The sequence below is a fragment of the Glutamicibacter sp. NPDC087831 genome, from assembly GCF_044742845.1.
Taxonomy (GTDB): Bacteria; Actinomycetota; Actinomycetes; order Actinomycetales; family Micrococcaceae; genus Glutamicibacter.
Genome location: NZ_JBIUVH010000002.1, coordinates 87,440 through 111,458 on the forward strand (window position 1 = coordinate 87,440; position 24,019 = coordinate 111,458).

Genomic DNA, 24,019 nt, shown 5'->3' on the forward strand with positions numbered 1-24,019 from the left:
GCTGGAAAAGATCATCCCCTTAGATTTTCGTTTGTTTTTCCAGATCTATCTGATGCGGATGCGAGATTCGTACGGTGAGAGCCACGGCTGACGCACTGTGCGCATCCCCGGTTCAAAGCCAAAAAACAGTAGACTAGTCTCGGGCTGAAATTTCGGATGAAAGGGCGTGCGAAGAACATGGCAGATAAGAAGCGGGGATTGGGCAGGGGACTGGGTGCCCTTATTTCCAGCTCACCGGCGACGGCGGCTCCTGAGGAAAACCAGAATGTTTCACGTGAAACAGCTCCTGTAGATCCGGCCGCGGAAGCGTCGAAGTCGCGCGCTACACGTCCTGTCGATATGTTCTTCGAACCGGGACGCAAGTCCTCGGCACCTAAGGCGCCAACCACTCCCGCAAAGCCGGCAAAGCGCGCTCGCGCAACTATGCCTGGCTTGAATACAACTCTTGGGGGAAAGAATTCCTCTGCACCTCAGGAAGACGCATCAGCTGAGAAACCAGCACCTAAGAAGACCGAGCCGCAACCTGTAAAATCAGACTCTCCCGATCTTGTCGAAGTTCCTGGCGCACAGTTCGCTGAACTCGACGTCCAGCTGATTCACCCAAATCGCAAGCAGCCGCGTACCAACTTCGATCAGGAGCACATGGATGAACTCATCCATTCGATCCGCGAAATTGGATTGCTTCAACCTATCGTGGTCCGCCCTTCCCGCGAGAAAGATGACGCTCCGTATGAGCTGGTCATGGGTGAACGCCGTTGGCGCGCGACACAGGCGGCTGGCCTAGCGACTATCCCGGCCATTATCCGCGACACGCATGACACCGATCTGTTGCGCGACGCCTTGCTCGAGAACCTGCATCGCTCACAACTGAATCCACTGGAAGAGGCCGCTGCTTATCAGCAGCTTCTAGAAGAGTTCAATTGTACCCAGGAAGTGCTTTCAGAACGAATCGGACGATCCCGTTCGCAGATTTCCAATACGATTCGCTTGATGAAACTACCTCCACTCGTTCAGCGTCGTGTTGCGGCTGGCGTTCTTTCTGCCGGTCATGCGCGCGCGTTGCTAGGACTGTCGAACAACGAAGTCATCGAGCAGCTGGCTCAGCGAATCATCAATGAGGGCTTGTCCGTGCGCGCGACCGAAGAAGCAGTGGCACTGAGTGACGACAAGCCACGAAAGCCAGCAAAGAAGGCGCGAGAGACCCAGCGCAATGAACGCCTGGACTTCCTGGCAACTTCGCTCGCGGACCGCTTGGACACTAACGTCAAGATTCAGCTTGGCAGCCGCAAGGGCAAAGTCAGCATCGAGTTCGCTTCGGTGGATGATCTGAACCGCATCATGCAGGTTATTGATCCGACTATGAACTCGTAATTTCATGAACTGGCGCATGTTTCACGTGAAACATGCGCCTTTCTTGTATCTAGAGCCTGTGTTTCACGTGAAACAAATACTCCATGCGAGGTTACTGCCAACCAAGTATGAGGGCGGCACATGGAGACGAATCGTTGGTGGGTAGGAAACCGCTGCTGTCCATAAACGGATACTTAGGTGTGCCCGCATAGCTTTCGCATCAAATGGATCATGAACCACAGCAAGCATAAAACTGATTGTTGGCATCCGCCGTTGGCTTATCAAAGAGGGAACGTACATGCCGATGGCATGAGCACGAAGTAGCCACGACGCTGTCCAGAAATGTAGAGAAAGCAGGACACACCGTACCAGGTTCGGGATTGGCACCGCATCGCTGAGCCGAGCCCTTCACCTCGCTTCGTAACCATTCTCCGATGCCTGCTCCTGAGGATCAGCGAGCCATTCAGTTTAGGTCACCGAAATGCCTCCACTTAATGAATTCTACGGAGAACGGGAAGAGGATAGAACGCATGATTCGACCCGCCTGGCTGCGGGAACTACCCCAGCGGATACGGATTTGGGCCGCCAGTATTCTGCTTGGTAGGACATCCGGGGCGATAGGTGCCGCATTTGGTGCACAGTATTCCGGCTACCTTCCAGTGCGAAGGAGAACACAAGGTGCGATCAGTAGAGACACTGATGGTTTTCGCGGTCTATCCCTGCCTGGCTCTACTCCATCTAATGCGCAGTGGCATGTGTCAGCCATGCTTCTTAGATTGTTCGAGGACTGATGTGCAAGGGAGCCAGGATGCTGTCCGCAACTGAGCACAACTCCGAAAACCTTGGACCGAGAAGCCGTATCGGGCGATTCCAAGGGTACGTTTCATCGTTCTTGCTTAGGGCAGATATGCAACGGCGTTGAGTAAGGACTGCATACAGCATGTTCTGGAACAGCAAGATCAGATAGTCAGGCATACCGTGATGACTCTCTGAGCAGCAAGGTGGGCGTATAGCGACGCCACGAGAGCCGGGAGTCGGGTAGGGGAGAGGAAGGCTCGCACGAAGGCCGTGAAGGGCCAAGAAAGGCCGCTATGGACTTATGGCAGGACCAACCGGGGGCAAGTTCGGAGGGGTGCCAACGCTAACTGAATGCTAACCATTGAACGACTTTTGAATTTTCACCCCACCTGATCCATTCAACAGACATTCTGAGGGAAGGATCAATGTGGAACAGTACGCAGAGATCCGTCGACTGCATTGAGCAGAAGGCGTGCCAATAACGGCGATCTCGCGGCGACTTGGCATCGCACGTAACACCGTATGTTCAGCATTGGCAGTCACCGAGTCTGCAAATGACCTGCAGACGAAGCGTGGTTCCATCGCTGACGCTTTCGAACCAGAAACCCGCAGGCTGGTCTGCGAGTATCCGCGCATGCCGGCGACGGCCATCGACGAACGAATCGAATGAACGAATTCCATCTCCACGTTGAAGAACCGGGTCGCACTGATATGTCCGGAATACACGAACGTGGGCCCTGCGGACCGGATGGTCCACGAATCAGGGCAAGCCGCGCAAGTGGATCTGTGGTTCCCCAAGCCACGGACATCTGTCGGATCCGACCAGGCTCTGATGCTGCCGGAGCTGATGATGAGGCTGTCGCATTTGAGGCTGTTCAAAGCGCTGATGATTCCTAGTTGGCAATGCCCGGATCTGAGCGTTGGGATGTGGAGCTAGAACGACGATGATGACGCGGTCCTCAAGAGCAGAATCTGGGACCGTGAATCCGCGATTCGGAAGCAAAAGGAAAGGCACGGAAGCCAATTCAGTGCTTGCCGAGCCGCTGGCTAGCAGGAGCATTCTGGCTCCACCGAGAGATTCTGAGTTCAAAGAGCAAACCGAATGCAACCAGTTGCTTGAATCCTCTTTCCTTCAGAATCTCAGCAAACAGCTCGACGGGTGTCTACCGAAAGCCAATGTACACCGTTCAGCCCGATCCAGGTCCGGAGCATCGACCGGTCGCCGTAGGCTCTAGGCACAATGATCATCTCGCCTTCGATGCCATCAGTACCGGGCTCAGCCATCGGGCACGATGGAGAAGGACCTATAGCATGAGTCTGGGCCGCAATAATTAATTGGTGCATCCTTCAGACATTGGCCGGATTGTTGATTCCACGGTGACCATGGATAGAGGGTCTGCGGCCAGCCGGTGGTGGCTGATCCTCCGCGGTGCTGGACAAGCTGAATATTGGACTTTTCGAGAGCCGCCAATATTGCGGTTCTGAGCCACCCAGTATTCTGTCCGCGCGCCGGTGGTTGCGTCTTGCTGATGGATGAGTGGCTTTTGGATCCTCCAGCCGGCGGGTTGCTGAGAATCATCTTCGAGCTCATAGGGCGGCGGTATGACGCTGCATCCACCATTTTCTGTACGCAGTACAAGCAATCGGATTGGCGTGCCCGGCTGGACGCTGGTGCGTTGGCCGACGCGATCATGAATCATGTCGTGCACGATACGATTTGGGTTGAGACCGGTGGGCGCAACATGTGTGAGGTGTACTCTCGGCCGGAGCATTAGCCACGGGGCGTTGATTCGATGGAATCCTCGTTCAGGACTGCCTGCCGGACTGATGATCCGGCAGGTGGTTCTAAGGGAGACTATTGGGTGGATCTGAACCACAATAACGACTGGCCCAGAGGCGCAATATTGGGTGGCTCTCAAACCACCGAATATTCACAAGCACCAGATGATTACCGATCCGGCACATGTGCAGATTACTGCGTTGTGCGTTGAGCAAGATTCGACGCACAACCGTTATTTGGCCACGACCACGGCTGCGTGGTCGCGTCACGCTAGGTATCGGCCGGCAATAGAATCCCTTGCCTGGACATCCACGACTTTCATGATGACCAGTAATGCGTACTTCGGAAGAAACGATTGAGCAGTTGGCGAGAGCCATGAAAATGTCATCAATCTGTCGGACGTGCAAGTAGCATGTTGATCCAGCACATGATGAGGGATGGACTCGTGAAGCCTGCCGGGCCAGGACGGCGATCATCCCGACAGCTATGCTCGTGACCTGTAGAGGACCGCCATGGGCGGTGAATACTAACTCGCGTATTGCGCTGGGTGTCAAAGCCTGCCGGCAGTGGTATCCAATGCTCTTCGATGAACAGCTCTGGCTGCGCGTAAAGGTTGGTGGCGGCGCATCACGGAGGGAAATCGACTCATGAGTTGCTGCGTCTTATGCAATACAAACTGTTGATCATCGTCAAGGTGGATTACATTCCATTCGGTACTGCGGCCGTTGATGCAGCTGATCGTTATTAACAGGAGTCGGTGCTAACCAGGTCCAATCCGCCGATTGTCCGCTGGGGTGAGGCCAATGGTGACGAGGTTGATGCCTCGGCGAATACTGATTGCTTGGTTCACCCTGAGGAGAGGCTGTCTTCGCCTAACCATCCATATCGGGCGAAGAACCGTCCGGTTTGCTGACCAATGCCGAGCTGGCGTAGGGAGAATTGGACGGTACAGGTCCGATTCCGTTTGACGATAAGAAGGCGATCTTCAGTTGGTGTTGCGGGCATGACCGGAACTTCTTATGTCGAATGCGCCATGCCGTGCGATGGGGGAGTGGTACTAGCCCTTCCCGAAGCCATTACGCGCACCCTGAGCCAGGGCACGCTGATGAGAAGCAACGACTCCATTTAGATTCCTGACGCAGGTGTGGGATTAACATTGGTGCGCACCCTTGCCGAACCGACATCCAGATCTCTAGAAATCCGAGTTCGAGCTGTCATGAAATCGTGTCACCGTCTCTCGAATTTCTTGAATCGGCGACTGCGACTGGTGGGGGGCGGAACCGCAACATGAACACTGAGAGCAGCTGCCTTGAAGCAACGTTTCACGTGAAACATGATCCAGACCGCCCTTCGAACCTGCTGACGTCTGCGAAGCGAAACGTGTTTCACGTGAAACATTAACCTGACCGCCCTTTGATTGTCCTGAATTCAACGATGCGCTTGGTGTTTCACGTGAAACAACCAGAACGACCTGAAAGCACATACAGGGTTGACGTTGCACAGAATGGAGCGGCCACGCACGACCTGGGCACCCCGCCCCCGAGATGAATAGCTAATGATGCTATACCCACTACCCGCAGGCTGACAGCCTTTGCTGAGATGAGGCATAAGAAGCTTGCTGAATACATGCGTAGGCCTGTACGAGCGCCGGAGAGGACCTGTCTGGCCGGTGCCTACGTGAGAGGACAGTGATCAGCCTGCGGCTTGCGGCGCGGACATGAGGAAGTTCGTTCCAGCGCCAAAAACCCGGCGAGCACGCACGGCGTGCAGGAAAGTAAGAGCGTCGCGAGATGCCGAGGGATAACTTGACCCTTGGTCCCATACGCGCGGAAGGTGAAGCCTGGATACGATCGTCCAACCACTTCAACGCCAGCAGCTGACAGGAGGAAATGACGCCAAGGCCCTAGGGAGGGGTCAAGGCAACAGATGGCCAGAAAGCCTTAGAAGTGACTTATGAGGCTGCAGAAGCGCGTCCTAGGCGGATGTATGGGTCTCCGGGAGCCCTGTCGGGCATGAGCGGCCCGGCAGCGCTCCAGATCCCGCTCATGAGCAAGGTGAGCGAAGGGAAATCCAGAAGGATCACAACCTTCAATCCAAGAGAGTAGGAGGATTAGCGGTGAAATAGGTTCACTAGAGTCTCCGCAAACCCGGCTCAACCCGCTCCTGCTTTTGTCCCGGTTCGAAGGAACTATTCACTAGAAAAAAGCCCCAAGGTAAATAGCGCGGGAATTCGGACCAGCTGTCCATGCACCAGCCGCGCAATAGGTAGGCATGATGCCGTGGAGTGCGAAGCCCCAGGTGCCGAAGCCCGTAGTAGTGATCAACCTAAATTTCTCAGGGTTGGAGAACTGGGCGAAGACCTCCATTAATTGAAAGGCAAGAGAACCTGAAGGAGGGAAGCGTGTGAATGAAAGAACTTATATGTGGGGTTAGTACTGGCCCTCGGGGAAACCGACTTCCCGAAAGATAGGTAGCGCGCTGTTCAGAGTTAGTTGATTGAACTAGGACCTAGTGCAGAATTGCGATGACCTGATCAGAGAGAAACCCCTCCGATCACTAGCAGATTGGAGATTCAGGCCTTCTCTTCGCGAGTCGACAGTAGGGCAACGAGCATGAGTCTAAGGCCTTTGTCCCTGATGCAGGTTCTACCGGCAAGCTTCGCCCCGATGGGTATGAACAGCTATCCAGCGATGATGTGGCTCGTTCGCTCCACGGCAATCGACCTCAGATTCATTCAATCTTCGACAGGTCGCACCTCATCATTACCCAGCGGCCCATGTGACAGTTGCGCAGTGGGTGATGACGTATCGGCACGAAACATGGTTTGGGCCGCAGCAACTGACTTACGGCAACAACTCACAAGCCGAAAGATTCTGTTCTGCTTACTGCGTGCCAGTTTAGCCAGAGAACGTCCTCAGGAACTCGTTGCTGAACCGTTCGGACTTTGGAAGAGATAGCATCATGGATTCTGACGATTGACGGCGAAACAGTAGGCTCAGTGAGCAACCAGTGGATACGCGGAAGGGGAGTGCTCCGCTAATTCCCTGGAACTCCGTTAGCCCTGGCAGTTCTCACTGCGCGTTGAACCCTCCCCAATAATCAAGACCAAGAGATGCTGTTCCAGCTAAAGACGCCCATGAAAACCGAGTGTCGCCGCGACACGGGGATGCGGCAGTCGGCATGGCCTGGATTATCCATGGACAGAATTTGACGCAATTTCGACCGGAAGCGGATAGTCCCATGAGGAATTGGTTTTGGCTGTCTCTCAGAAAGCACATCCAATCAGCTAGCATGTGCGGCGTATCCGGATGCGTTTCCGCGGCCCTTCACAGTGCAGTCTGGAATTGTGGGCCGAAGTTGAAGGGCTAGAAATACGGCGATTGCGGATCGCTGAATTTTGCATAGGACATCAAGATTCAGAATTCGGGAACCTGTCTAGGTGGCCAGAGAAACGATCAAATGCGAACCCGAACTTGCCGGGTCCATTGCTGAGCATGAAATGCGCATCTTGGCTGACGGGTGCCAAAGTACGGTGCAAAGCTTCATAGAACAGAGCAAGAATAATAAAAACAAATATTTTGCCTTGGATATTCGCAACAGCATGTCAAAAGGGCCTTCAGATGAAGAACCGGCTCCACCTGAGCTGGGGTAAGGCTCGGAAACGGCCAGAAAACGAAAGCAAGTGAACTTCTCGCGGCGCCACGGTTAAATAAGAAGTGGGGACCAACCTTGCGGTTGATCCCCACTTCAATCATGTTCTTGGCTTACAGGTATTCTGCGAAGTCCTTTTCGATGACAGCCTTCGGCTTGGCGCCGATGGAAGTAGCGACATGCTCGCCGCCCTTGAAGACGTATACGGCTGGGATGCTGGTGATGCCGTACTTCGCGGCAATTGCCTGGTTCTCATCGACGTTGACCTTCACGACGTCGACCTTCGCAGCATGCTCTTCTGCGATCTGATCCAGGATTGGACCGAGCTGGCGGCAAGGGCCGCACCATTCAGCCCAGAAATCGACGATCACTGGCTTGTCGGCATCCAGGACATCGGCCTGGAAGGTTGCTTCAGTTACTGCTTTTGCGTTGCTCATGAGAGACAACCCCTTTCTGAGAAAACTATTAGGCGGTAGCGAGGGTTTCGGAAACGTTGGCCAGGTAGTGCTCCACGTCCTGGGCCGCGGCGCAGCCCGAGCCGGCCGCGGTAATGGCCTGGCGGTAGGTGGAATCGATGACGTCGCCGGCGGCGAAGACACCTGGCAGCGAGGTCTTGGATGTGCGGCCTTCAACGGCGATGGTGCCTTCGGAAGTCAGCTGCAGCTGGTCCTTGACCAGATCCACGCGTGGGTCGTTGCCGATGGCCACGAAGATACCGGTGACATCCACGGTGGATTCTTCGCCGCTGGTGCGGTTCTTCACGACCAAGCCTTCGACCTTATCGGCACCGTTGATGCCGATGACTTCGGAGTCCCAGATGAATTCGATCTTCTCGTGGGCCAGGGCGCGGTCGGCCATGATCTTCGAAGCGCGCAGCTCGTTGCGGCGGTGCACGACGATGACCTTGGAGGCGAACTTGGTCAGGAACAGCGCTTCTTCCATGGCGGAGTCGCCACCGCCGATCACGGCGATTCTCTGGTCGCGGAAGAAGAACCCGTCGCAAGTGGCGCACCAGGAGACGCCATGGCCAGAGAGGCGCTTTTCATCCTGGAGGCCCAGCTCGCGGTAGGCGGAGCCGGTGGAGACGATGACAGCACGAGCACGGTAGATGGTGCCGTCAGCCAGGGACAGCGTCTTGATTTCGCCTTCGAGGTTCATTTCGGTGACGTCATCGAAGAGGATCTCGGCGCCGAAGCGTTCGGCTTGCTTCTGCATGTTGTCCATCAGGTCTGGGCCCATGATGCCCTCGGGGAAGCCTGGGAAGTTCTCCACGTCGGTGGTGTTCATCAGTTCGCCGCCGGCAGTGACTGAGCCGGCGATGACTAGTGGGTTCAGATTCGCACGGGCGGTGTAAACCGCGGCGGTGTAACCGGCCGGACCGGAGCCGACAATGATGACGTCGCGGATTTCGTCGTTCTGTGCTGAAGTCACGGGGGTAGAACCCTTTCGTTCTAATAATGCGAGGTGGATAGCAAGGTCTAACCTCACTATCCACCTCAACGCATTGCTTTCGTAAAAAATTCCGCTTCTATTACTTGGCGGAGAATTCACCGATCTGGAGACCGAATGGACGTGAATCATTGCCGCCGGATGCCTTGCGAGGCAGGTCGGTGATGTCCAGGAACACGTGGGTTCCTTCCATGTAGTCCTTGTCGTCGTCCTTGGCAGTTACCGATACCGAAGGACCGGAGAATGAACCCTTGGCTACCGACTTGGCATCGCCCAGGTCTTCGGATTCGCCGACGAGGATTTCGTAGTTGCCGCCGGTGCCGTTCAGGCCCTCGAGATTGACCTCGGAGATCTTGGACTTCTCGTCCAGTTCCAGGATGAAGACCATGTTGGAAGCGAAGCCGCCAAAATCAGCGGTGGTGTACGAGTACGTTGAGTAGGTGCTCGAGGCGTTGCCGTCGATCATCTGGCCCAGCTTGCCATCGGTTTCGGAGTTCAGCTGCTGATTGCCGGGAACCAGGCGGGATACGTCGTCGATCTTCGGAGCAGGCAAGGCGTCCTCGGTTGAGTCCTTTTCCTTCTCCGTCTCGGATGGCTTTTCCGGGGACTCCACGGCAGTTGGCTGCTCGCCATCGGCGGTGGTGTTCTTGTCCCCACCAAGGAAGTTGAAAGCGAACACGACTGCAACAATCAGCACGATGAGCAAGACGGCGCCAACCAGCAGGCGAGTTCCCTTGGAACCGCCTTCTTCCTCTTCCTCTTCGCCGACCTGGGGGTCCTGGGCAGGAGCATTCTTGGCAGCTGCGGGGAAGGTCGAGGCTTTCGGGGCAGCGGCAGCGGCGGCACCCGCAGCGGCGCCTGCGCCGGCTACGGCTCCAGCTGCTGCAGCCTTCTTCTTTGCCGGCTTCTCATCTTCCTCGGCAGGCTTCTGGGTAGGCTTGGCCGGCGTCTTGCCCTTGGACTGCGCAGCGGCAGCCAGGGCCGCAGTTGCGGTGACATTAGGCTCGTCTTCGTCTTCCAGGCGGGACACCTTCGGCTTGTCTTCGGCCGCTGGCTTTGCAGCTGGCGCAACCGGGGTAGCCATGGTGTCGGGAACCTGCTCATTAGGCGCAGTCTGGTCGAACTGTTCTTCTTCAGGCTGTTCCTGGTTCTTTTTGCCGAACCGGTTCTTCAGTCCCGCGAAGCCACCAGCCAAGGCGGAACCGATCTTGCCCTGCTGCTCTGGTTCGTCTTCGTACTGCAGCTGGTCGTAGTACTCGTTGTCGTCCTCATAGGTCTCTGGGACGGCCTGGCGGGACTCGCCGAAGATCTCGGTGCCCAGGGTGTCGGTGAAGAACGGCTCAACATATGGAGCGTCGTCGGTTTCCAAAACCAGGTCCAGCAGGTCCGAGGAACGCGCGGTGTTGGCGACGAGGTAGGTCTGGTTGGCATCGGTGATGCCCAGATCCAGCACCTGAACGTTCGAAGCGCGCTCGCCCATGGCGATTTCGCGTGCGCTCGTTGCCAGCTGCGATGAATTCTCCACGGAAGCCACCATGATGCTGACCGAGCGGTTCAGTACCTGGTCTACGCCACCGAGTACCAAGTCTCCTTCAGCTGATGAAAGGACACTCTCGGTTACTTGGTAGCGACCGCTGAGGACAGAGCCGACATCGATTGGCTGCGACACGTGCATCTCCAAGGGGTTGATTTTGGTTCGGTGGCGGTCCACGGACCACCACCTGCCATGTTACCGGTCAGATCAAGCTATTTGGTGCCTATTTGCCCAGAATCACTAGCAAGTTTCAGCGGACCATCAGCGATTGAGTCCCGGGATTCTGCGAAGGATCGGACCCAGGAACGACTGGAGCTCCGGGACCTTGGTTTTGTACAGCAAGCCAATGAAGACGATGCCCATCACCAGCGCGACAATAGCCACCGAAACCAGGGCGCTGAATACGGAGTCGTAGGCGAATCCGAAGTTGAATCCACCCAGCAGCCAGAGCGCGATGCATCCAATGATGGAGGAGAGCGTAGCCATCCAACCGACTCGAATGTAGGTGTCGATGACAGAGGAAACACCGTAGTTGCCGTAGCGGCGCTTGATCAGATAGTGGGTGCCGACGCAGGTCAGCACGTTGGTCAAGCCGTAGATGAAGGCAATGGCGGCGGCGATATGCAGCGGATCGACCACGGCGGCAGCGGCGAACGCCAAGATCAATCCGAGCCCGGCGGTGGCCGACTGGATCAGCATCGGGGTGCGGGTATCCTCCTCTGCGTAGAAGACACGCAGCATGAAGAACTGCAAGGACTTGAACGGCAGCCCAAGCGCGGTGAGCACCAGCAGCTGCCCGAGAGCGCCCGCGGCCTGCGCAGCATTCTCGGAGTTGCCGGCAAAGAGCCTGCCTAGCGGTCCGGCCAGCACGATGAAGACCAGCGTGCAGAACACGATAGGGATTGCGGTGGAGCGCATGCCCTGATTGAGCAGCTTGCCAACATCCTTGCGGCGGTTCTCGGTGAAAGCCCGGGCGAAGTCGTTGAACAGCACGGTGGCGACGGTCAGCGCGAACAGGGAGTGCGGCAGCACGGTGATCAACTGCGAGGTGTTCAACGCGTACTCGCCGGCTACCGAGGCGGCCTGTTCGGGAGGCAGCTGCGCTCGAGCCGCGGTAGCTCCGGACACGATCTTGGAGTACACCAGCGAGGAGAGATTGCCGATCACCATGGCCGCCAGGGTCCAGATCGCCAGCTTGCCCACGTGGCGCAGTCCCATGCCGCGCCATTGGAAGTCCAGTGTCAGTTTCAGCCCGGTCTTCTTCAGTGGCCAGAACAGCGCCACCGACTGCAATACGATACCCAAGGTGGCACCGCCAGCCAGCCACATGGTCTTGACGCCGCTCCAATCCTGCATCGGGTCGCCCGAAGAGTAGGCGCCGAAAGTCAGGATGAAAGCGCCAATGACGATCAGCTGGATGATGTTGTTGACCGCAGGAGCCCACATGAATGCGGCAAAGCGGCCATTCGCGTTCAGCACCTGGCCCAGCACTGCGTAGAGCCCATAGAAGAAGATCTGCGGCAGCGACCAGTAGGCAAAGGCCGTTCCCAACGCGATCATGGGCTCGGTCCAGTTATTGGTGAGCACTGTGATCAATGGCCTGGCGCAGAGCGTGAGGATCAGAGTCAGGATACCCATGCCCACGACGGTCAGCGTCACCAATTTCGACGTGTACGCGGCGCCGCGGTCCTTCGCCTTGGAGGCCTTGATCAGCTGCGGGATCAGCACGACGTTGAAAATGCCGCCGGCCAGCAGCATGTAGATGATAGTCGGGATGATATTGGCTTTTTCAAAGATGTCAGCCACCGAGGTGACCGAACCAATGGCCATCGCCAGCAAGGCCGTGCGCACGAAGCCCAGCAAGCGGGAGACCATCGTGCCGGAGGCCATCAGGGCATAGATCCTGGAGCGCGAGCCAATAGGCTGAGCTGCCTGCTGCGGGGGAGGTCCGGCGACTACGTCCATGGCTCCGGTGTGTAGCTGATCGGAGCCCGCAGATGGATTAGGAACCTGAGACATGCTTTGTAAGGACCTCGCGTGCCAGATCAGCGATCCGGCGCTCATTAGGGAAGGACAGGTGCTTGCCCAGGGAACCGATGGGGACCCAGGCAACATCGACGGCTTCATGATCGGGATCATTCTCGATCGTTAGATGCCCGCCGGTAGCTTCCAGCAGGAAATGGTGCACGGTCTTGTGCACACGGTAATTCGTCACGGTGAACCAGTAGTCGACCGAACCCAGCGGGGCGAGGATGCGTCCGGCAATGCCGGTCTCTTCCTCGATTTCGCGGATAGCCGCTTCCTCATTGGTTTCCACGCCCTCCGGGTGGCCCTTGGGCAGGCACCATTCCAGCCGTCCGCCACGGTTGTACCGGGCAATGATGGCCACTGGGAAGGTGGGGTCGTTGAAGTCGATCACGATGCCGCCGGAAGAGACTTCTTCCACGGTCGGCAGGCTCGTGTGACCGCCAGTTGCCTGCGCGCGAGCCATTGACGCAGTCAATGGGGTGCGCTTTGGGGCAGACGGGATCGGTCGGTTCATGGAACCACTCTATCGAGAAAGTACCGTTCGCCGCCTGATCGACGTGGACAAGTAAGTTATCTCGCAGGCAAATCCGTCGGAATTTCAAGCATTCTTCCGGGATTTCTGGCACGCTTAAGTAACTATGCATGCACTTCCCTCGCCTGACGCACTGCGTCAAATCCTGCCCTCGGTTATTTTCGACTTGGCCGACCGTTTTGTTCGGGCGGGCCATGAATTGTCGCTGGTAGGTGGGCCGGTTCGGGATCTGTACTTGGGACGCGTATCCCCGGACCTCGATTTCACCACCAGCGCTCGCCCGGAAGAAACCATCAAGGTGATTTCCGGCTGGGCCGATAACGTTTGGGATGTGGGACGCGAGTTTGGAACTATTGCCTTCAAGAAGGGCGAACACACGCTAGAGGTCACGACCTACCGCGCTGATGCCTATGACAAGGAGTCGCGCAAGCCGATCGTTGCCTTCGGTGATAACCTGCACGACGATCTCTTCCGTCGGGACTTCACCATGAACTCGATGGCTCTGCGCTTGCCGCAGCTCGAGCTGGTGGATCCTTTCGACGGCGTAAGCTCGCTGGAAGACGGGTCCATCCGCACCCCTGGTGCACCTGATATCTCCTTCTCTGACGATCCGCTGCGCATGATGCGTGCTGCCCGTTTTGCTTCGCAGCTGAAGATCGAAGTCAGTCCAGAGGTGCGCGAAGCCATGAGCGGAATGACCGATCGGATCGACATCATTTCCTCCGAGCGGGTTCGCGATGAACTGGTCAAGCTGATCAACGGTGCAGACCCGCGCGCGGGAATCGACCTTCTGGTGGAAACTGGCCTGGCCGATAAGGTGCTGCCCGAAGTCTCGGCACTGCGTCTGGAAACTGACGAGCACCACCGGCACAAGGATGTCTACCAGCATTCGCTGACCGTGCTGGAACAAGCCATGGCGTTGGAAACCGACGAAGAGGGACCTGTTCCCGGCCCGAACTTCGTGTTGCGCTTCGCGGCGCTGATGCACGATATCGGTAAGCCGGCGACCCGCAAATTTGAACCAAGCGGCGCGGTATCCTTCCGCCACCATGACATGGTGGGTTCGAAGCTCGTCAAGGCGCGTATGCGCGCCCTGCGTTTCGACAAGGACACCACCAAGTCCGTAGCCCGACTGGTCGAGTTGCACATGCGCTTCTATGGCTACGGCGAGGCCGGCTGGACCGACTCGGCGGTGCGCCGTTACGTCACCGATGCTGGAGACCTGCTCGAGCACCTGCACCGCCTGACCCGTTCGGATGTCACCACCCGCAATCGCAAGAAGGCCGACCGCCTAGCTTTTGCCTACGACGACCTCGAGGCGCGCATCGCGCAGATCGCCGAGCAAGAAGAGCTCCAATCAATCCGCCCGGATCTTGACGGCGAGCAGATCATGCACCTGTTGGGAATCAAGCCGAGCAAGGTCGTTGGCCGCGCATACAAGTTCCTCTTGGAACTGCGTTTGGACGAAGGCCCGCTGGGCGCGGAAATCGCCACTGAGCGCTTGCGCGCCTGGTGGAAAGAACAGCCTGAAGCCCAGGAATCGGCTACCGAGGGGTAACCTCTGACCTGAGCACCAAGGGAAAAGCACCTGAAATCCGCATGGATTCGGGTGCTTTTGCCGTCCCCGGGAAAGTGCTTAAAGTTTCTGCGCAAATTTGTAGCGCATCGGGGATAATCCATGTATGCTGAATACTGTGATTGGGAAGTCTCAATGAGACTTGCGGATCGAGAAAACTTTTCAAAGAGGCCCCATGGCATCCATGGCCGGCCGAGAGCAGATTTTAGGAGGTGGCGAAATGATTAATACCAATTGGTACACAGAGACTCATCGCGGAGCGCGATTTATTGGCGGCTCTCCCATGTCTCGTCTGTGCAAGCTCATTTCCCCAACCTCCGGACAAGCGGATTCCTAACTCACGGTAAATCCCGCATAAGTTCCTGAGGTTGCAGGTCAGTAATCGACTCTCACCCTTAGGAACTTTTTTCATGCCTAGTCCACTGTTCTCCTCATCCGCTCAACGGGCAGTTCGCACCTCGGAATTAATCTTCGCAGGACCAGAAAGCCTGAAAGCTCGCGCCATTTCAACTACGCGCCAAGATCTTCCCTCCCCTTCTACTTTGACCGAAGGGAGGGACAGCAAATGAAAAAGCGTCAAGACAAGCGCAAGTTCACCAACCTTGATAGCACCGAGTTCAACCGCCGCATGCGTCAGCGTGAGCTGAAGAACCACGTGCCACCAGAAATGTACCTTCGAATTCGCTAAGGCCGGCAACGCCATTACCGTTGCCCGCTAACAAGAATCCGAGGTATCCATGATGAACTCGCAAGGCATCGCCAAGAGGCCCGCCGGCCTGCAAGCCGGCGGGCTTCTCCGCATCCAGAGCACTGTCGAATACAGCAATGGCCAGGACCGAACGGTCCTGGCCATTGCCTTTCCGCTAACGCGGAGGGCTAGCGCTCGATGTCGCCGCGAATGAAGGCTTCCACCTTGTTGCGCGCGGTCTCATCGTCGTACTGCTCTGGTGGCGACTTCATGAAGTAGCTCGAAGCCGACAGGATCGGACCGCCGATGCCGCGGTCCAGGGCGATCTTCGCTGCGCGTACGGCATCGATGATCACGCCGGCCGAGTTTGGCGAGTCCCAAACTTCCAGCTTGTATTCCAGGTTGACCGGAGCATCGCCGAAGTTGCGGCCCTCGAGGCGGACGAAAGCCCACTTGCGGTCATCAAGCCATGCAACGTAGTCGCTTGGGCCGATGTGCACGTCGTCTTCGCCCAGGGTGGCGGAGGTGTTCGAGGTGACTGCCTGGGTCTTGGAGATCTTCTTGGATTCCAGGCGATCGCGCTCGAGCATGTTCTTGAAGTCCATGTTGCCGCCAACGTTCAGCTGGTAGGTGCGGTCCAGGACAACGCCGCGGTCTTCGAACAACTTGGCCATCACGCGGTGGGTGATGGTTGCGCCGATCTGGCTCTTGATGTCGTCGCCAACGATTGGCACACCGGCGTCAGTGAACTTCTGCGCCCACTCTGGGGTGCCGGCGATGAATACAGGCAGGGCATTGACGAATGCAACGCCTGCGTCGATGGCGCACTGTGCGTAGAACTTGGCGGCCTGCTCGGAACCAACTGGCAGGTAGCAAACCAGGACATCGACTTCGTTGTCCTTCAGGGACTGGACGATGTCAACTGGCTCGGCTGCAGACTCTTCGATGGTCTCGCGGTAGTACTTGCCCAGGCCATCCAAGGTGTGGCCGCGCTGAACGGTCACTCCGGTGGTTGGAACGTCGGCAATCTTGATGGTGTTGTTCTCGCTGGCCAAGATGGCTTCCGAGAGGTCGAGCCCGACTTTCTTGGCGTCGACATCGAAGGCGGCAACGAACTGAACGTCGCCCACGTGGTACTGGCCGAACTGCACATGCATGAGACCTGGAACCGTGGAATCAGCATCGGCGTTTCGGTAGTACTCAACACCTTGGATAAGGGAAGTGGCGCAGTTGCCTACGCCTACGATGGCAACGCGAATCGGGTTCGCCGACACATGAACTCCTTATTGAAATGTATAAAACCTTTGGGCAATAGGGCGCGCAAAAGCGCATTGCGCAAATTGACCCATAATGATCTTAAGTCTTAATGGAGTGCAAACATTCCCAATCGTGCCCGGTATCACCGAATAACTATCGGGGCGGCCTCTCTGGGCTAGCGAAACCGAGGTGATTACTGCACTGTCTCAGCGCAGCTGCACCAATAGCAGGTAAAGCACCTAAGGATTGGATACTACTGACAGTGGCGATCAATTCAGGCATTAAAGTGACTTCATGGGCTAAGACCTAGTTGGTCATGACCATGAGTTGGCGCCATTTTTGCGTGCTAGCCCGAACTGGTGCCGCAACTTCACCAAAACCCTGACTAGCGGTGCAGGCAACGTGGTTCTGAGGCGGTGGCGCAAAGGCTGGCGGCGAATATGCGCCAGCATTTCCGGATCAGTGTGCAGCTTTCCAGCTCGAGCTCGCTGCGCGAGAATCTCGAGGGACTGAACGAAACTGTGGTCCACCCTGTGGAAGTAGTTTTCCCGCAACCAGGCTTTGGTAGGTTCACCGAAGCTCAAGCCGGCGACGTCATCCAAGGTGCCGATGACGCCGGAGGCAACAAAGACCGTATTGATCATCTGCGCGCTGACGCCGAAGTCGGAAAGGACCAGCGTTGGCAACCCGCGATCAATGGATTCCAAGGCAGCAGTCGAAGACACTGTTACCAAGGCGCTGCCATCGGCCAATGCTTCACTCATCGATCCGGTATCGAAGCGAAGCCGCGACTCGGGCCCGATCCGCCGTTCGGACTGCAACTTCTCGAACAGCGAATCGTACGGGAACGCCTCGAGATGCGTTTGGGGCTCACCGGCCTTGGCGCGGAGCTTGACGATCACCTCAAGTTCGGGATTCATCTTGCTAGCCTGCTCGAGAGCCAGCAGGATCGACTCGCGTTCGCTCTCTTGGGCAGGTACCTTCGCTTGCGGCGCGAACACCAAGCGTTCGACCACCTGCTTTTGCGCTGGCGGGAATCCTGCCGAGTGCAAGAACGGGAGCTTGCTGACCATGATGGTCGGCTGGTGCCCTACCTGGCCTTCGATCATGAATGAGAAATCACGGGCTTCGGCATGCGAATGGCAAATGAACGCATCGCCGGCTCGACGATAGTTCCACCCCTTCTGCGTGGCGGGGAATGCCACGCCAGGCAGGGCGGAAATCAGTGCGGTGCACCGGCCATCAGTCGGCTCGGTGCGAAGCATGCGAGAGTAGATCTCGGCAACTACCGGCCCGGTGGCCGAAGCGAAAACAATGTCTTCATCTACGGTGTCGGCTTCTAATTGGGATACGGAAATCACCTGCAGGATATCCGGATCCAGATCCGTGCCTTCTAAGGCGGCTGCGATCTGGTCGGCGGTCGGCATCACCGGGGTCCGCGCCAAATACACCTTGCGATCCCATGCGGGACCTAGGCGGTTCAGGAAGCTCGTTGCCAGCTTCAGATAGGAATCCGAGTCGGCGATGGCAAGTATTGATGGCTTCATCGGCTGATTCACACCTTCAATGAACTGGATAGGTGCTCGCGCAACTCGGATGGGGTACCAGGGGTCCACCAGCTGTCAATCACGGCTTGCGGATAGAGGCAGCGGGCATCAGGACCCAGCAGCAGGCGCAGGGATGGAATCACCGTGGAAGGCAAGGCGCGGATCTCCTGGCCTGGTCGCAGGACACGCAAACGCATTTCAATGGGAACGGTGTGCTCCTTGAGCACCACCTGATCAATCCCCGAGATCTTCTCCAGCAATTCGGGAGTTTCACGGCGATGCGGGAAGTACGCAACCGGGCCTTCGGAAGCGATCTGCTCAATCCAGCGCAGATACGGCTGCTCAAAAATCAGCTCATCAGCCACCATCGCCGAACCGATCAGCAAGGTAGATTCGGTGAACTGCTCGGCTACCGGCTGGGTAGCGAGCCATTCAAACTTGTGCTGCGCGAATTTGATCCCCAGATCAGCCATCTTCTGACGGGATGCCGGGTCGACATACAACGCTGAAACGATCAGCAGGCGATCTTCACGGGCCAGCTGGCGCAAACGATGCCAGGTCGCCAATCCCATGGCCACGCGTGCTGCGGAATTCCTGGTCCGGGCGCGCACCAACGGGGTGGGCTCATCGGAAATGAGCTGCTTGATCAGGGCCAGCGTAGCCATGCCGTCATCGATGATCACGATTTCCTTGGCCCGTACGCCTGCCAGCAGCGTGCGCTGGATCTTGCCCGAGTAGGCGTCGCCGGTGACATACCGATCGGCAGGGCCCTTGGGCTGCGGAGGCTTACGCGCGGCCGGTTCAAAATGAACCCCTGCAGGGGCATGGTTCAGCATTGCCTGCGTCGTGGCTTCCAGGGGCATTCCCTGACGGGGGATGATCCGGATGTCCGTGCCCAGCAGCCCCGCTGCATGCGTTTCTACCGCCGAAAGCAGCTGCAGTGGCGACTCCACCCAAACGTGCGCGGTGCCGAAACGCGGGCGTGGCACCTCGTGGGTGTCATGTTGAGTCAGTTTCATCATGGTGAGGGTCATTTTGCCAGTCGGCTCAGGGATTTGGAAAGCGTGTCCAGCTGCTTGGAACCATTGCGCAGCACACGGCGCGAGGCCCCGCGGACTCTGGAAGGCAGCGAGCGGCGCGAGCTGATGTGCGCCCAGCGTGGAGGCAGCTCCAGCCTGGTGATGCGCCGGCGCTTGAAATGAGCCGAGAACTCCGGGTAGTGCGCGGACAAGAAGGACTCGGCCTGCTCGCGCAGGTGAGGCAGCTGCGCGGCCTGCATGCAGTAGGCCACGGCAGCCAGCAGTTCGGTGAGGCGGTCGCCGCCGCCATCGTGCGCCGGAACCGCCACGTCCTGGACGAACAAGGCATGAATGATGGACAACGGGATGCGGTTGGAATTCTCGTATGGAGCCAGCGCCTGGAGCAGTCTGCCGGTGCCCACTGCGTAGACCTCGGTATCCAGGATGTACTTGGCGGTGGCCAAGCCTGTGGAGAAGCAGGAGATCACCACGGCTGGACGTACCGCCGCGATGACGGTTTCCGCCAGATGATCGGTGCCGACCAACCGGAAATCCAGCCCCATGTCCCTGGCGGCTGCAGACAAGCGTGCCGCTGAGGTGGCGCTGGCCGATGGGTGCGCCTTGAACAGGACGGTGGAAATTTCCCGGCGGGCCACCTCGTTGAGCATTTCCAGATGCAGCTCGAATTCTTCCTCGGCATCCATCAGGCCCAAGGAACCCAGGTACTGGCCGAGGATCAGCGCACTGCCGGTTGGCAGATCGAATTCTGCCCCCTGGGCCAGTTCGCCGAAGATTGCAGCCAGGCCGCCGGTGGCCAAGACCTCGCGCCGCGGCTCGAGCTCTGCGAGCAGGTGAGGCTGCAGTCCTGGAACCAAGTCCACATGGATGGTGCCCATGACGCGCTGGCGAAGCGGCATTGGCAATCGATTACGGGTTGGGCCATAGGACATCAAGCCGTCGGAGTGGATCCACAGCTGGGCATCAAAGAAAATACGCGCCAGCGCACGCGCCGGATTGACCTGGATGGATTCCAGAACCAAGGTCAAGGGTTCATTGCCCAGATCCCAAGCGCTGCGCAGGAGGCGTTCGAAAATATGCAGCTCGTCCTCACGCGGGTTGAACTGTGCCGGGCGACGCGGGGAGGTCAGCGCAGCGAAATCCACCACGCGGTCAAAGCGGGCGGCAAGCTTCTCGAAGCCCGGGACTTCATCCAACGCAGTAGTCAGTTCCGGAACCTGCGAGCCGTTAGCCAAGACGAGAATTCGTTCATCTGCCTCGGGGAGCAGTCCTGCATCGGCCATCGCGGCCAGAGAAGCAAGCTGGAAATAGCTGCTGGCTTCAATCAGTGCGATCACTTGGCGGCCCCGATCTGACCTGGCTGGAGGAAGGAGAGAATATGGCGGCGACGGGCAACGTCCATCTCGAGGGCAACCTGGCGGGCCATCGGCGCATCAATAGTGGTGAATACCTGGCGCAGTTTCTGCTTCATCTCCAAGCGGACTTCCGGCGGGTAGTTCTTCGCGCGCTTCTCGTGGTGGCACACGATGGCGAAGAACTGCCGCATCGCCTTGGGCAGGTGGCGATCCGCGTCCGGGTGCAAGCGCACCTCGGTGAGGATCTGCGAGTAGGCCGGAATGAAGCCGAGCTGACGGTGGTCGAAGACCTGGGTCAGCGAGCCGGGCAGGCCGCGGCGGTAGAACACCCCGGGGGAGGAAACGACGGAATAGCGCTCGGTGTTCAGATGCAGCTTCCATAGCCAGAGGCGGTCTTCGGCGCTGTGCAACTGCGCGTCGAAGTACATCAGTTCGCGGGCGCGCATCAGGTCGGTGCGGTACATGCCCGCCCACACGAAGGCGTAGTCCACCATGGACGGCGAATCGATAGGTTCAATGTCATCGGCCGGGTTCAGCGGCATGCCGCGCAACGCCTGCGGGGCGCGGTGGATGACGCGATTGGTGCCGGTGACACGCACATGATCGCAACGCACGAAGTCCACGTGCAGTTCGGTCAAGGATTCCGCCAGGGCTTCCAAATGCTCGGGGGAGTACCAGTCGTCGGGGTCGAGGAAGGTGAAGTATTCGCCGGTGACCTGTTCCAACCCGGCATTGCGGGCGGCAGAAACTCCGGCATTCTCAGGCAGCGAGATCAGGTTCAGGCCAGGCAATTGGTCTTGGTAGCTGCGAACCAGGGCAGCAGTCTGGTCATCGGAAGCGTCATCAACCACGAGCACTTCCAGCTCCCAGCGTCCCAGCTTCTGCCGGACCAGCGATGACAAGGCATCGCAAATATATGCTTCTTGGTTATAGGCGGGGATAACCACGGAAATGCGCCCGGGGATCAAACTCATCTGTGCTTCAAGGCCTTCCTCATGCAGACAAAAATAAACGGCGGTTGGACCCGTCGGTGAGTCCAACCGCCGGATACGTTGGCGTGCTTAGGCGTCGACGCGGCGCAGGCGCGAGAGCGGTGCCAGCTCGCCTGGGAAGACCTTCTTCACGCCGTCACCCATGGCCTGCTCCAGGATGCGGATGTCGCGGATCAGCGACTCGAAGCCCTTTGGCTCCAGCGACGAGGCCTGGTCCGAACCCCACATGGTGCGGTCCAGGGTGATGTGGCGCTCGACGGTCACTGCGCCCAGGGCAACAGCAGCCAGCGAGATCTGCAGGCCGCGCTCGTGGCCCGAGTAGCCCACTGGGACCTGGTAGCGGTCGCGCAGGGTCTCGATCATGCGCAGGTTGGCCTCTTCAGGAGGCAGCGGGTAGGTGGAGGTAGCGTGCATCATGACCAGGTTCGAGGTACCCAGGGTCTCGACGGCCTTGTCGATCTGCTCGATGGTGGACATGCCGGTGGACAGGATGATCGGCTTGCCGGTCTGCGCCAGGGCCTTGAGCAGCTCGATGTCGGTGACCGATGCGGAGGCGACCTTGTGGGTGACTGCACCCTGCTCTTCCATGAATTCGACCGATGGAACATCCCATGGCGAGGCGAAGGCGTGCAGGCCCTTGGAGGCTGCGTAGGAGATGAGTTCCTTGTACTGCGCCTGGTCGAACTCGACGCGGTAGCGGTAGTCCAGGTAGGTCATGTCGCCCCATGGGGTGGAGCGGATCTTGTCGCGCATGTCCATCGGGGTGGAAATGTCCGGGGTGCGCTTCTGGAACTTCACTGCGTTGGCACCGGCTTCAGCAGAGATATCGATCAGCTGCTTGGCGATCTCGATGTCGCCGTTGTGGTTGATGCCGATCTCGCCGATGACGTAGACCTGCTGGCCTGCGCCAACCTGGACGTCGCCGATAGCAACAGGCTTGATGTCAGTAGTCATGGAAGTCATGGGTATTGCCTTTCAGTGGGTGAAACTTGGAGAACTCTTGGTAGCGGTGCGTGCGGCGAGAACCAGTTCGGCTAGTTCCCGTACCGCTCCGTGCCCGCCCTTGCGGGTCAGTTTGTACCGTGCTGCCCGGTGCACATCTTCCTGGGCATCGGCCACGGTGATCGGCCAGCCGACCAATGCCATCGCGCCCAGATCGTTGATGTCGTTGCCCACGTAGGCAACACGAGCCGGATTGATGGATTCGTCAGCCAGCCAGCGGGCCAGGTATTCGGCCTTGTTGTCGATTCCGTGGGCCACTTCGACGTTCAGCTTGGCGGCGCGGGCGGCGACAACAGGGTTGATTTCCTTGGAGAGAATAAGGAACTTCACTCCGGCAGCCCGCAACCGGGCCACTCCCATTCCATCGGAGCGGGAGACGCGCACGGTTTCGGTTCCGTGCTCATCGACATACGCGGTGTCCGGGGTATGCACCCCGTCGAAATCCGTGATGACCGCGTCGACTTCGATCGGTTCCCGGGTGGCCGGAACGGCCAGCCCAGCGAGCAGCAGGTCTGCCTCGGTATCGATGTCGATGCCGTGCTCTGCTGGAACTTCGTGAACCCGGACCTTTCCGAAGAAACGGTGCCCTGCCTCGCGGAATCCCCGGGTATCCATCACGTAGAAGGCCCCGGTTTCGCGGAAGCGCGGTTCGCGATCCTGGCGACGCGGACGGTGCAGCTTGTCGTGGCCTACGGCGACCGCTTCGCCCTGCGGATCCAGGCCCCAATGGAAACCGTGGTCCGCTACAGCTGCGAAGCTGACGTCGGCGCGTTTCGAAGAAACCGCCGCAATGGCTGCGTCCAGATCCTCCGGATCGATGAACGGGCTGGTGCACTGGATGAACACGGTGATCTCTGGCTGAGATTCCGCATTCGCTAGCGCGTGGAGCAGAACTGACTCGCTGCTGGCCGTGTCGCCGGCGATATCTGCCGGTCGATCGATGACTCGCGCCCCGTAGCGAAGCGCTTCGGCCTTGATCTGCTCATGGTCGGTACTGACCACGACGTCGCTGACTGCCGCCGCGGATCTGGCTGATTCGATTGCGCGGCCCAGCAGCGATTTGCCGCCGATCTCACGCAGGTTCTTAAGCCGGATGCCCTTGGATCCTCCCCTGGCGGGGATGATCGCCATGGCATTTGGCTGGTTGGTTTTGCTCACGAGTAAGACGCTATGGGCATAAGTTAACTAAGAGGGGGCATCTGGGTTAACGCACGGTGAAGTGCCGGTGTAATCACCTGTTTGTTTGCTGAATGCGAGGTCAGCAAGCGTTTTACGTACCAGTAGGCGAATCCGGAAGAGGGATTTCGAGCCCTCGGAACCGCATAAAAGATCAAAGCGACTAATGAAACATGAGTGTGCAAGGCGGAGCTTAGGCACAGAACATTTAGGCTGGAGGGTATGCACGAGCCAAACCAGTCACAGCCCACGCGTGGCCCCCTGCGG

19 protein-coding genes are annotated in these 24,019 nt (G+C 58.2%); 7 read left to right on the forward strand and 12 right to left on the reverse strand.

Going from position 1 to position 24,019, the window contains the following annotated elements:
• The first annotated feature begins 177 nt into the window (after nucleotides 1-177).
• From ACIOJF_RS06900 to ACIOJF_RS06920, 5 genes are all read left to right on the forward strand, one after another.
• Nucleotides 178-1,371, forward strand: coding sequence for a ParB/RepB/Spo0J family partition protein (locus ACIOJF_RS06900; protein WP_402741392.1), 1,194 nt, complete (start codon nucleotides 178-180; stop codon nucleotides 1,369-1,371).
• A 1,309-nt stretch (nucleotides 1,372-2,680) separates the two neighbouring features.
• A complete protein-coding gene (locus ACIOJF_RS06905) occupies nucleotides 2,681-2,818 on the forward strand; it encodes a hypothetical protein (RefSeq protein WP_402735400.1) in 138 nt (45 codons plus the stop codon).
• Between the two features lie 859 nt (nucleotides 2,819-3,677).
• The gene (locus ACIOJF_RS06910; RefSeq protein ID WP_402741393.1) at nucleotides 3,678-3,923 is read left to right on the forward strand and encodes an ATP-binding protein; all 246 of its coding nucleotides are present in this window, start codon (nucleotides 3,678-3,680) and stop codon (nucleotides 3,921-3,923) included.
• Nucleotides 3,924-4,931: 1,008 nt separating this feature from the next.
• Complete coding sequence (locus tag ACIOJF_RS06915; RefSeq protein WP_402741394.1) at nucleotides 4,932-5,057, forward strand: hypothetical protein; 126 nt, start codon at nucleotides 4,932-4,934, stop codon at nucleotides 5,055-5,057.
• Nucleotides 5,058-7,367: 2,310 nt separating this feature from the next.
• Entirely contained in the window at nucleotides 7,368-7,580 is a 213-nt protein-coding gene (locus tag ACIOJF_RS06920; protein WP_402741395.1) for a hypothetical protein, read from the forward strand.
• A gap of 112 nt (nucleotides 7,581-7,692) precedes the next feature.
• Here the strand turns inward: ACIOJF_RS06920 and trxA are convergent, their stop codons facing one another.
• From trxA to ACIOJF_RS06945, 5 genes are all read right to left on the reverse strand, one after another.
• On the reverse strand, nucleotides 7,693-8,016 hold the full coding sequence (trxA, locus tag ACIOJF_RS06925; protein WP_105656613.1) for a thioredoxin: 324 nt from the start codon (nucleotides 8,014-8,016) through the stop codon (nucleotides 7,693-7,695).
• Between the two features lie 28 nt (nucleotides 8,017-8,044).
• On the reverse strand, nucleotides 8,045-9,010 hold the full coding sequence (gene trxB, locus ACIOJF_RS06930) for a thioredoxin-disulfide reductase (RefSeq protein ID WP_105656612.1): 966 nt from the start codon (nucleotides 9,008-9,010) through the stop codon (nucleotides 8,045-8,047).
• A 100-nt stretch (nucleotides 9,011-9,110) separates the two neighbouring features.
• Nucleotides 9,111-10,697, reverse strand: coding sequence for a hypothetical protein (locus ACIOJF_RS06935; protein ID WP_402741396.1), 1,587 nt, complete (start codon nucleotides 10,695-10,697; stop codon nucleotides 9,111-9,113).
• Between the two features lie 126 nt (nucleotides 10,698-10,823).
• Nucleotides 10,824-12,527: a murein biosynthesis integral membrane protein MurJ gene (murJ, locus tag ACIOJF_RS06940; RefSeq protein ID WP_402741397.1), complete on the reverse strand. Its 1,704-nt coding sequence runs from the start codon at nucleotides 12,525-12,527 to the stop codon at nucleotides 10,824-10,826.
• Between the two features lie 37 nt (nucleotides 12,528-12,564).
• On the reverse strand, nucleotides 12,565-13,104 hold the full coding sequence (locus tag ACIOJF_RS06945) for an NUDIX domain-containing protein (protein WP_402741398.1): 540 nt from the start codon (nucleotides 13,102-13,104) through the stop codon (nucleotides 12,565-12,567).
• A gap of 124 nt (nucleotides 13,105-13,228) precedes the next feature.
• On the opposite strand from ACIOJF_RS06945, the gene ACIOJF_RS06950 reads away from it, so the two are divergent.
• Together ACIOJF_RS06950 and ACIOJF_RS06955 are read left to right on the forward strand one after the other, a co-directional pair.
• Complete coding sequence (locus ACIOJF_RS06950; RefSeq protein WP_402741399.1) at nucleotides 13,229-14,680, forward strand: CCA tRNA nucleotidyltransferase; 1,452 nt, start codon at nucleotides 13,229-13,231, stop codon at nucleotides 14,678-14,680.
• 583 nt (nucleotides 14,681-15,263) lie between these two features.
• Nucleotides 15,264-15,386: a hypothetical protein gene (locus ACIOJF_RS06955; RefSeq protein ID WP_255209577.1), complete on the forward strand. Its 123-nt coding sequence runs from the start codon at nucleotides 15,264-15,266 to the stop codon at nucleotides 15,384-15,386.
• Nucleotides 15,387-15,574: 188 nt separating this feature from the next.
• Here the strand turns inward: ACIOJF_RS06955 and ACIOJF_RS06960 are convergent, their stop codons facing one another.
• From ACIOJF_RS06960 to ACIOJF_RS06990, 7 genes are all read right to left on the reverse strand, one after another.
• On the reverse strand, nucleotides 15,575-16,660 hold the full coding sequence (locus ACIOJF_RS06960; protein WP_402741400.1) for an inositol-3-phosphate synthase: 1,086 nt from the start codon (nucleotides 16,658-16,660) through the stop codon (nucleotides 15,575-15,577).
• Between the two features lie 297 nt (nucleotides 16,661-16,957).
• A complete protein-coding gene (locus tag ACIOJF_RS06965) occupies nucleotides 16,958-18,190 on the reverse strand; it encodes a DUF6716 putative glycosyltransferase (RefSeq protein ID WP_402741401.1) in 1,233 nt (410 codons plus the stop codon).
• A gap of 8 nt (nucleotides 18,191-18,198) precedes the next feature.
• Nucleotides 18,199-19,224 carry a hypothetical protein gene (locus ACIOJF_RS06970; RefSeq protein WP_402741402.1) on the reverse strand — a complete coding sequence of 342 codons (1,026 nt, stop codon included), beginning with the start codon at nucleotides 19,222-19,224 and terminating at the stop codon, nucleotides 18,199-18,201.
• A complete protein-coding gene (locus ACIOJF_RS06975; protein WP_402741403.1) occupies nucleotides 19,221-20,564 on the reverse strand; it encodes a polysialyltransferase family glycosyltransferase in 1,344 nt (447 codons plus the stop codon). The genes ACIOJF_RS06970 and ACIOJF_RS06975 overlap by 4 nt, the downstream gene beginning before the upstream one ends.
• Complete coding sequence (locus ACIOJF_RS06980) at nucleotides 20,561-21,556, reverse strand: glycosyltransferase family 2 protein (RefSeq protein ID WP_105656603.1); 996 nt, start codon at nucleotides 21,554-21,556, stop codon at nucleotides 20,561-20,563. Before ACIOJF_RS06980 ends, ACIOJF_RS06975 begins: the two co-directional genes overlap by 4 nt.
• 87 nt (nucleotides 21,557-21,643) lie before the next feature.
• Nucleotides 21,644-22,537, reverse strand: a complete 894-nt coding sequence (locus ACIOJF_RS06985) for an N-acetylneuraminate synthase family protein (protein WP_105656602.1) — start codon at nucleotides 22,535-22,537, stop codon at nucleotides 21,644-21,646.
• Between the two features lie 12 nt (nucleotides 22,538-22,549).
• Nucleotides 22,550-23,734: an acylneuraminate cytidylyltransferase gene (locus ACIOJF_RS06990; protein ID WP_105656601.1), complete on the reverse strand. Its 1,185-nt coding sequence runs from the start codon at nucleotides 23,732-23,734 to the stop codon at nucleotides 22,550-22,552.
• Between the last annotated feature and the right edge of the window lie 285 nt (nucleotides 23,735-24,019).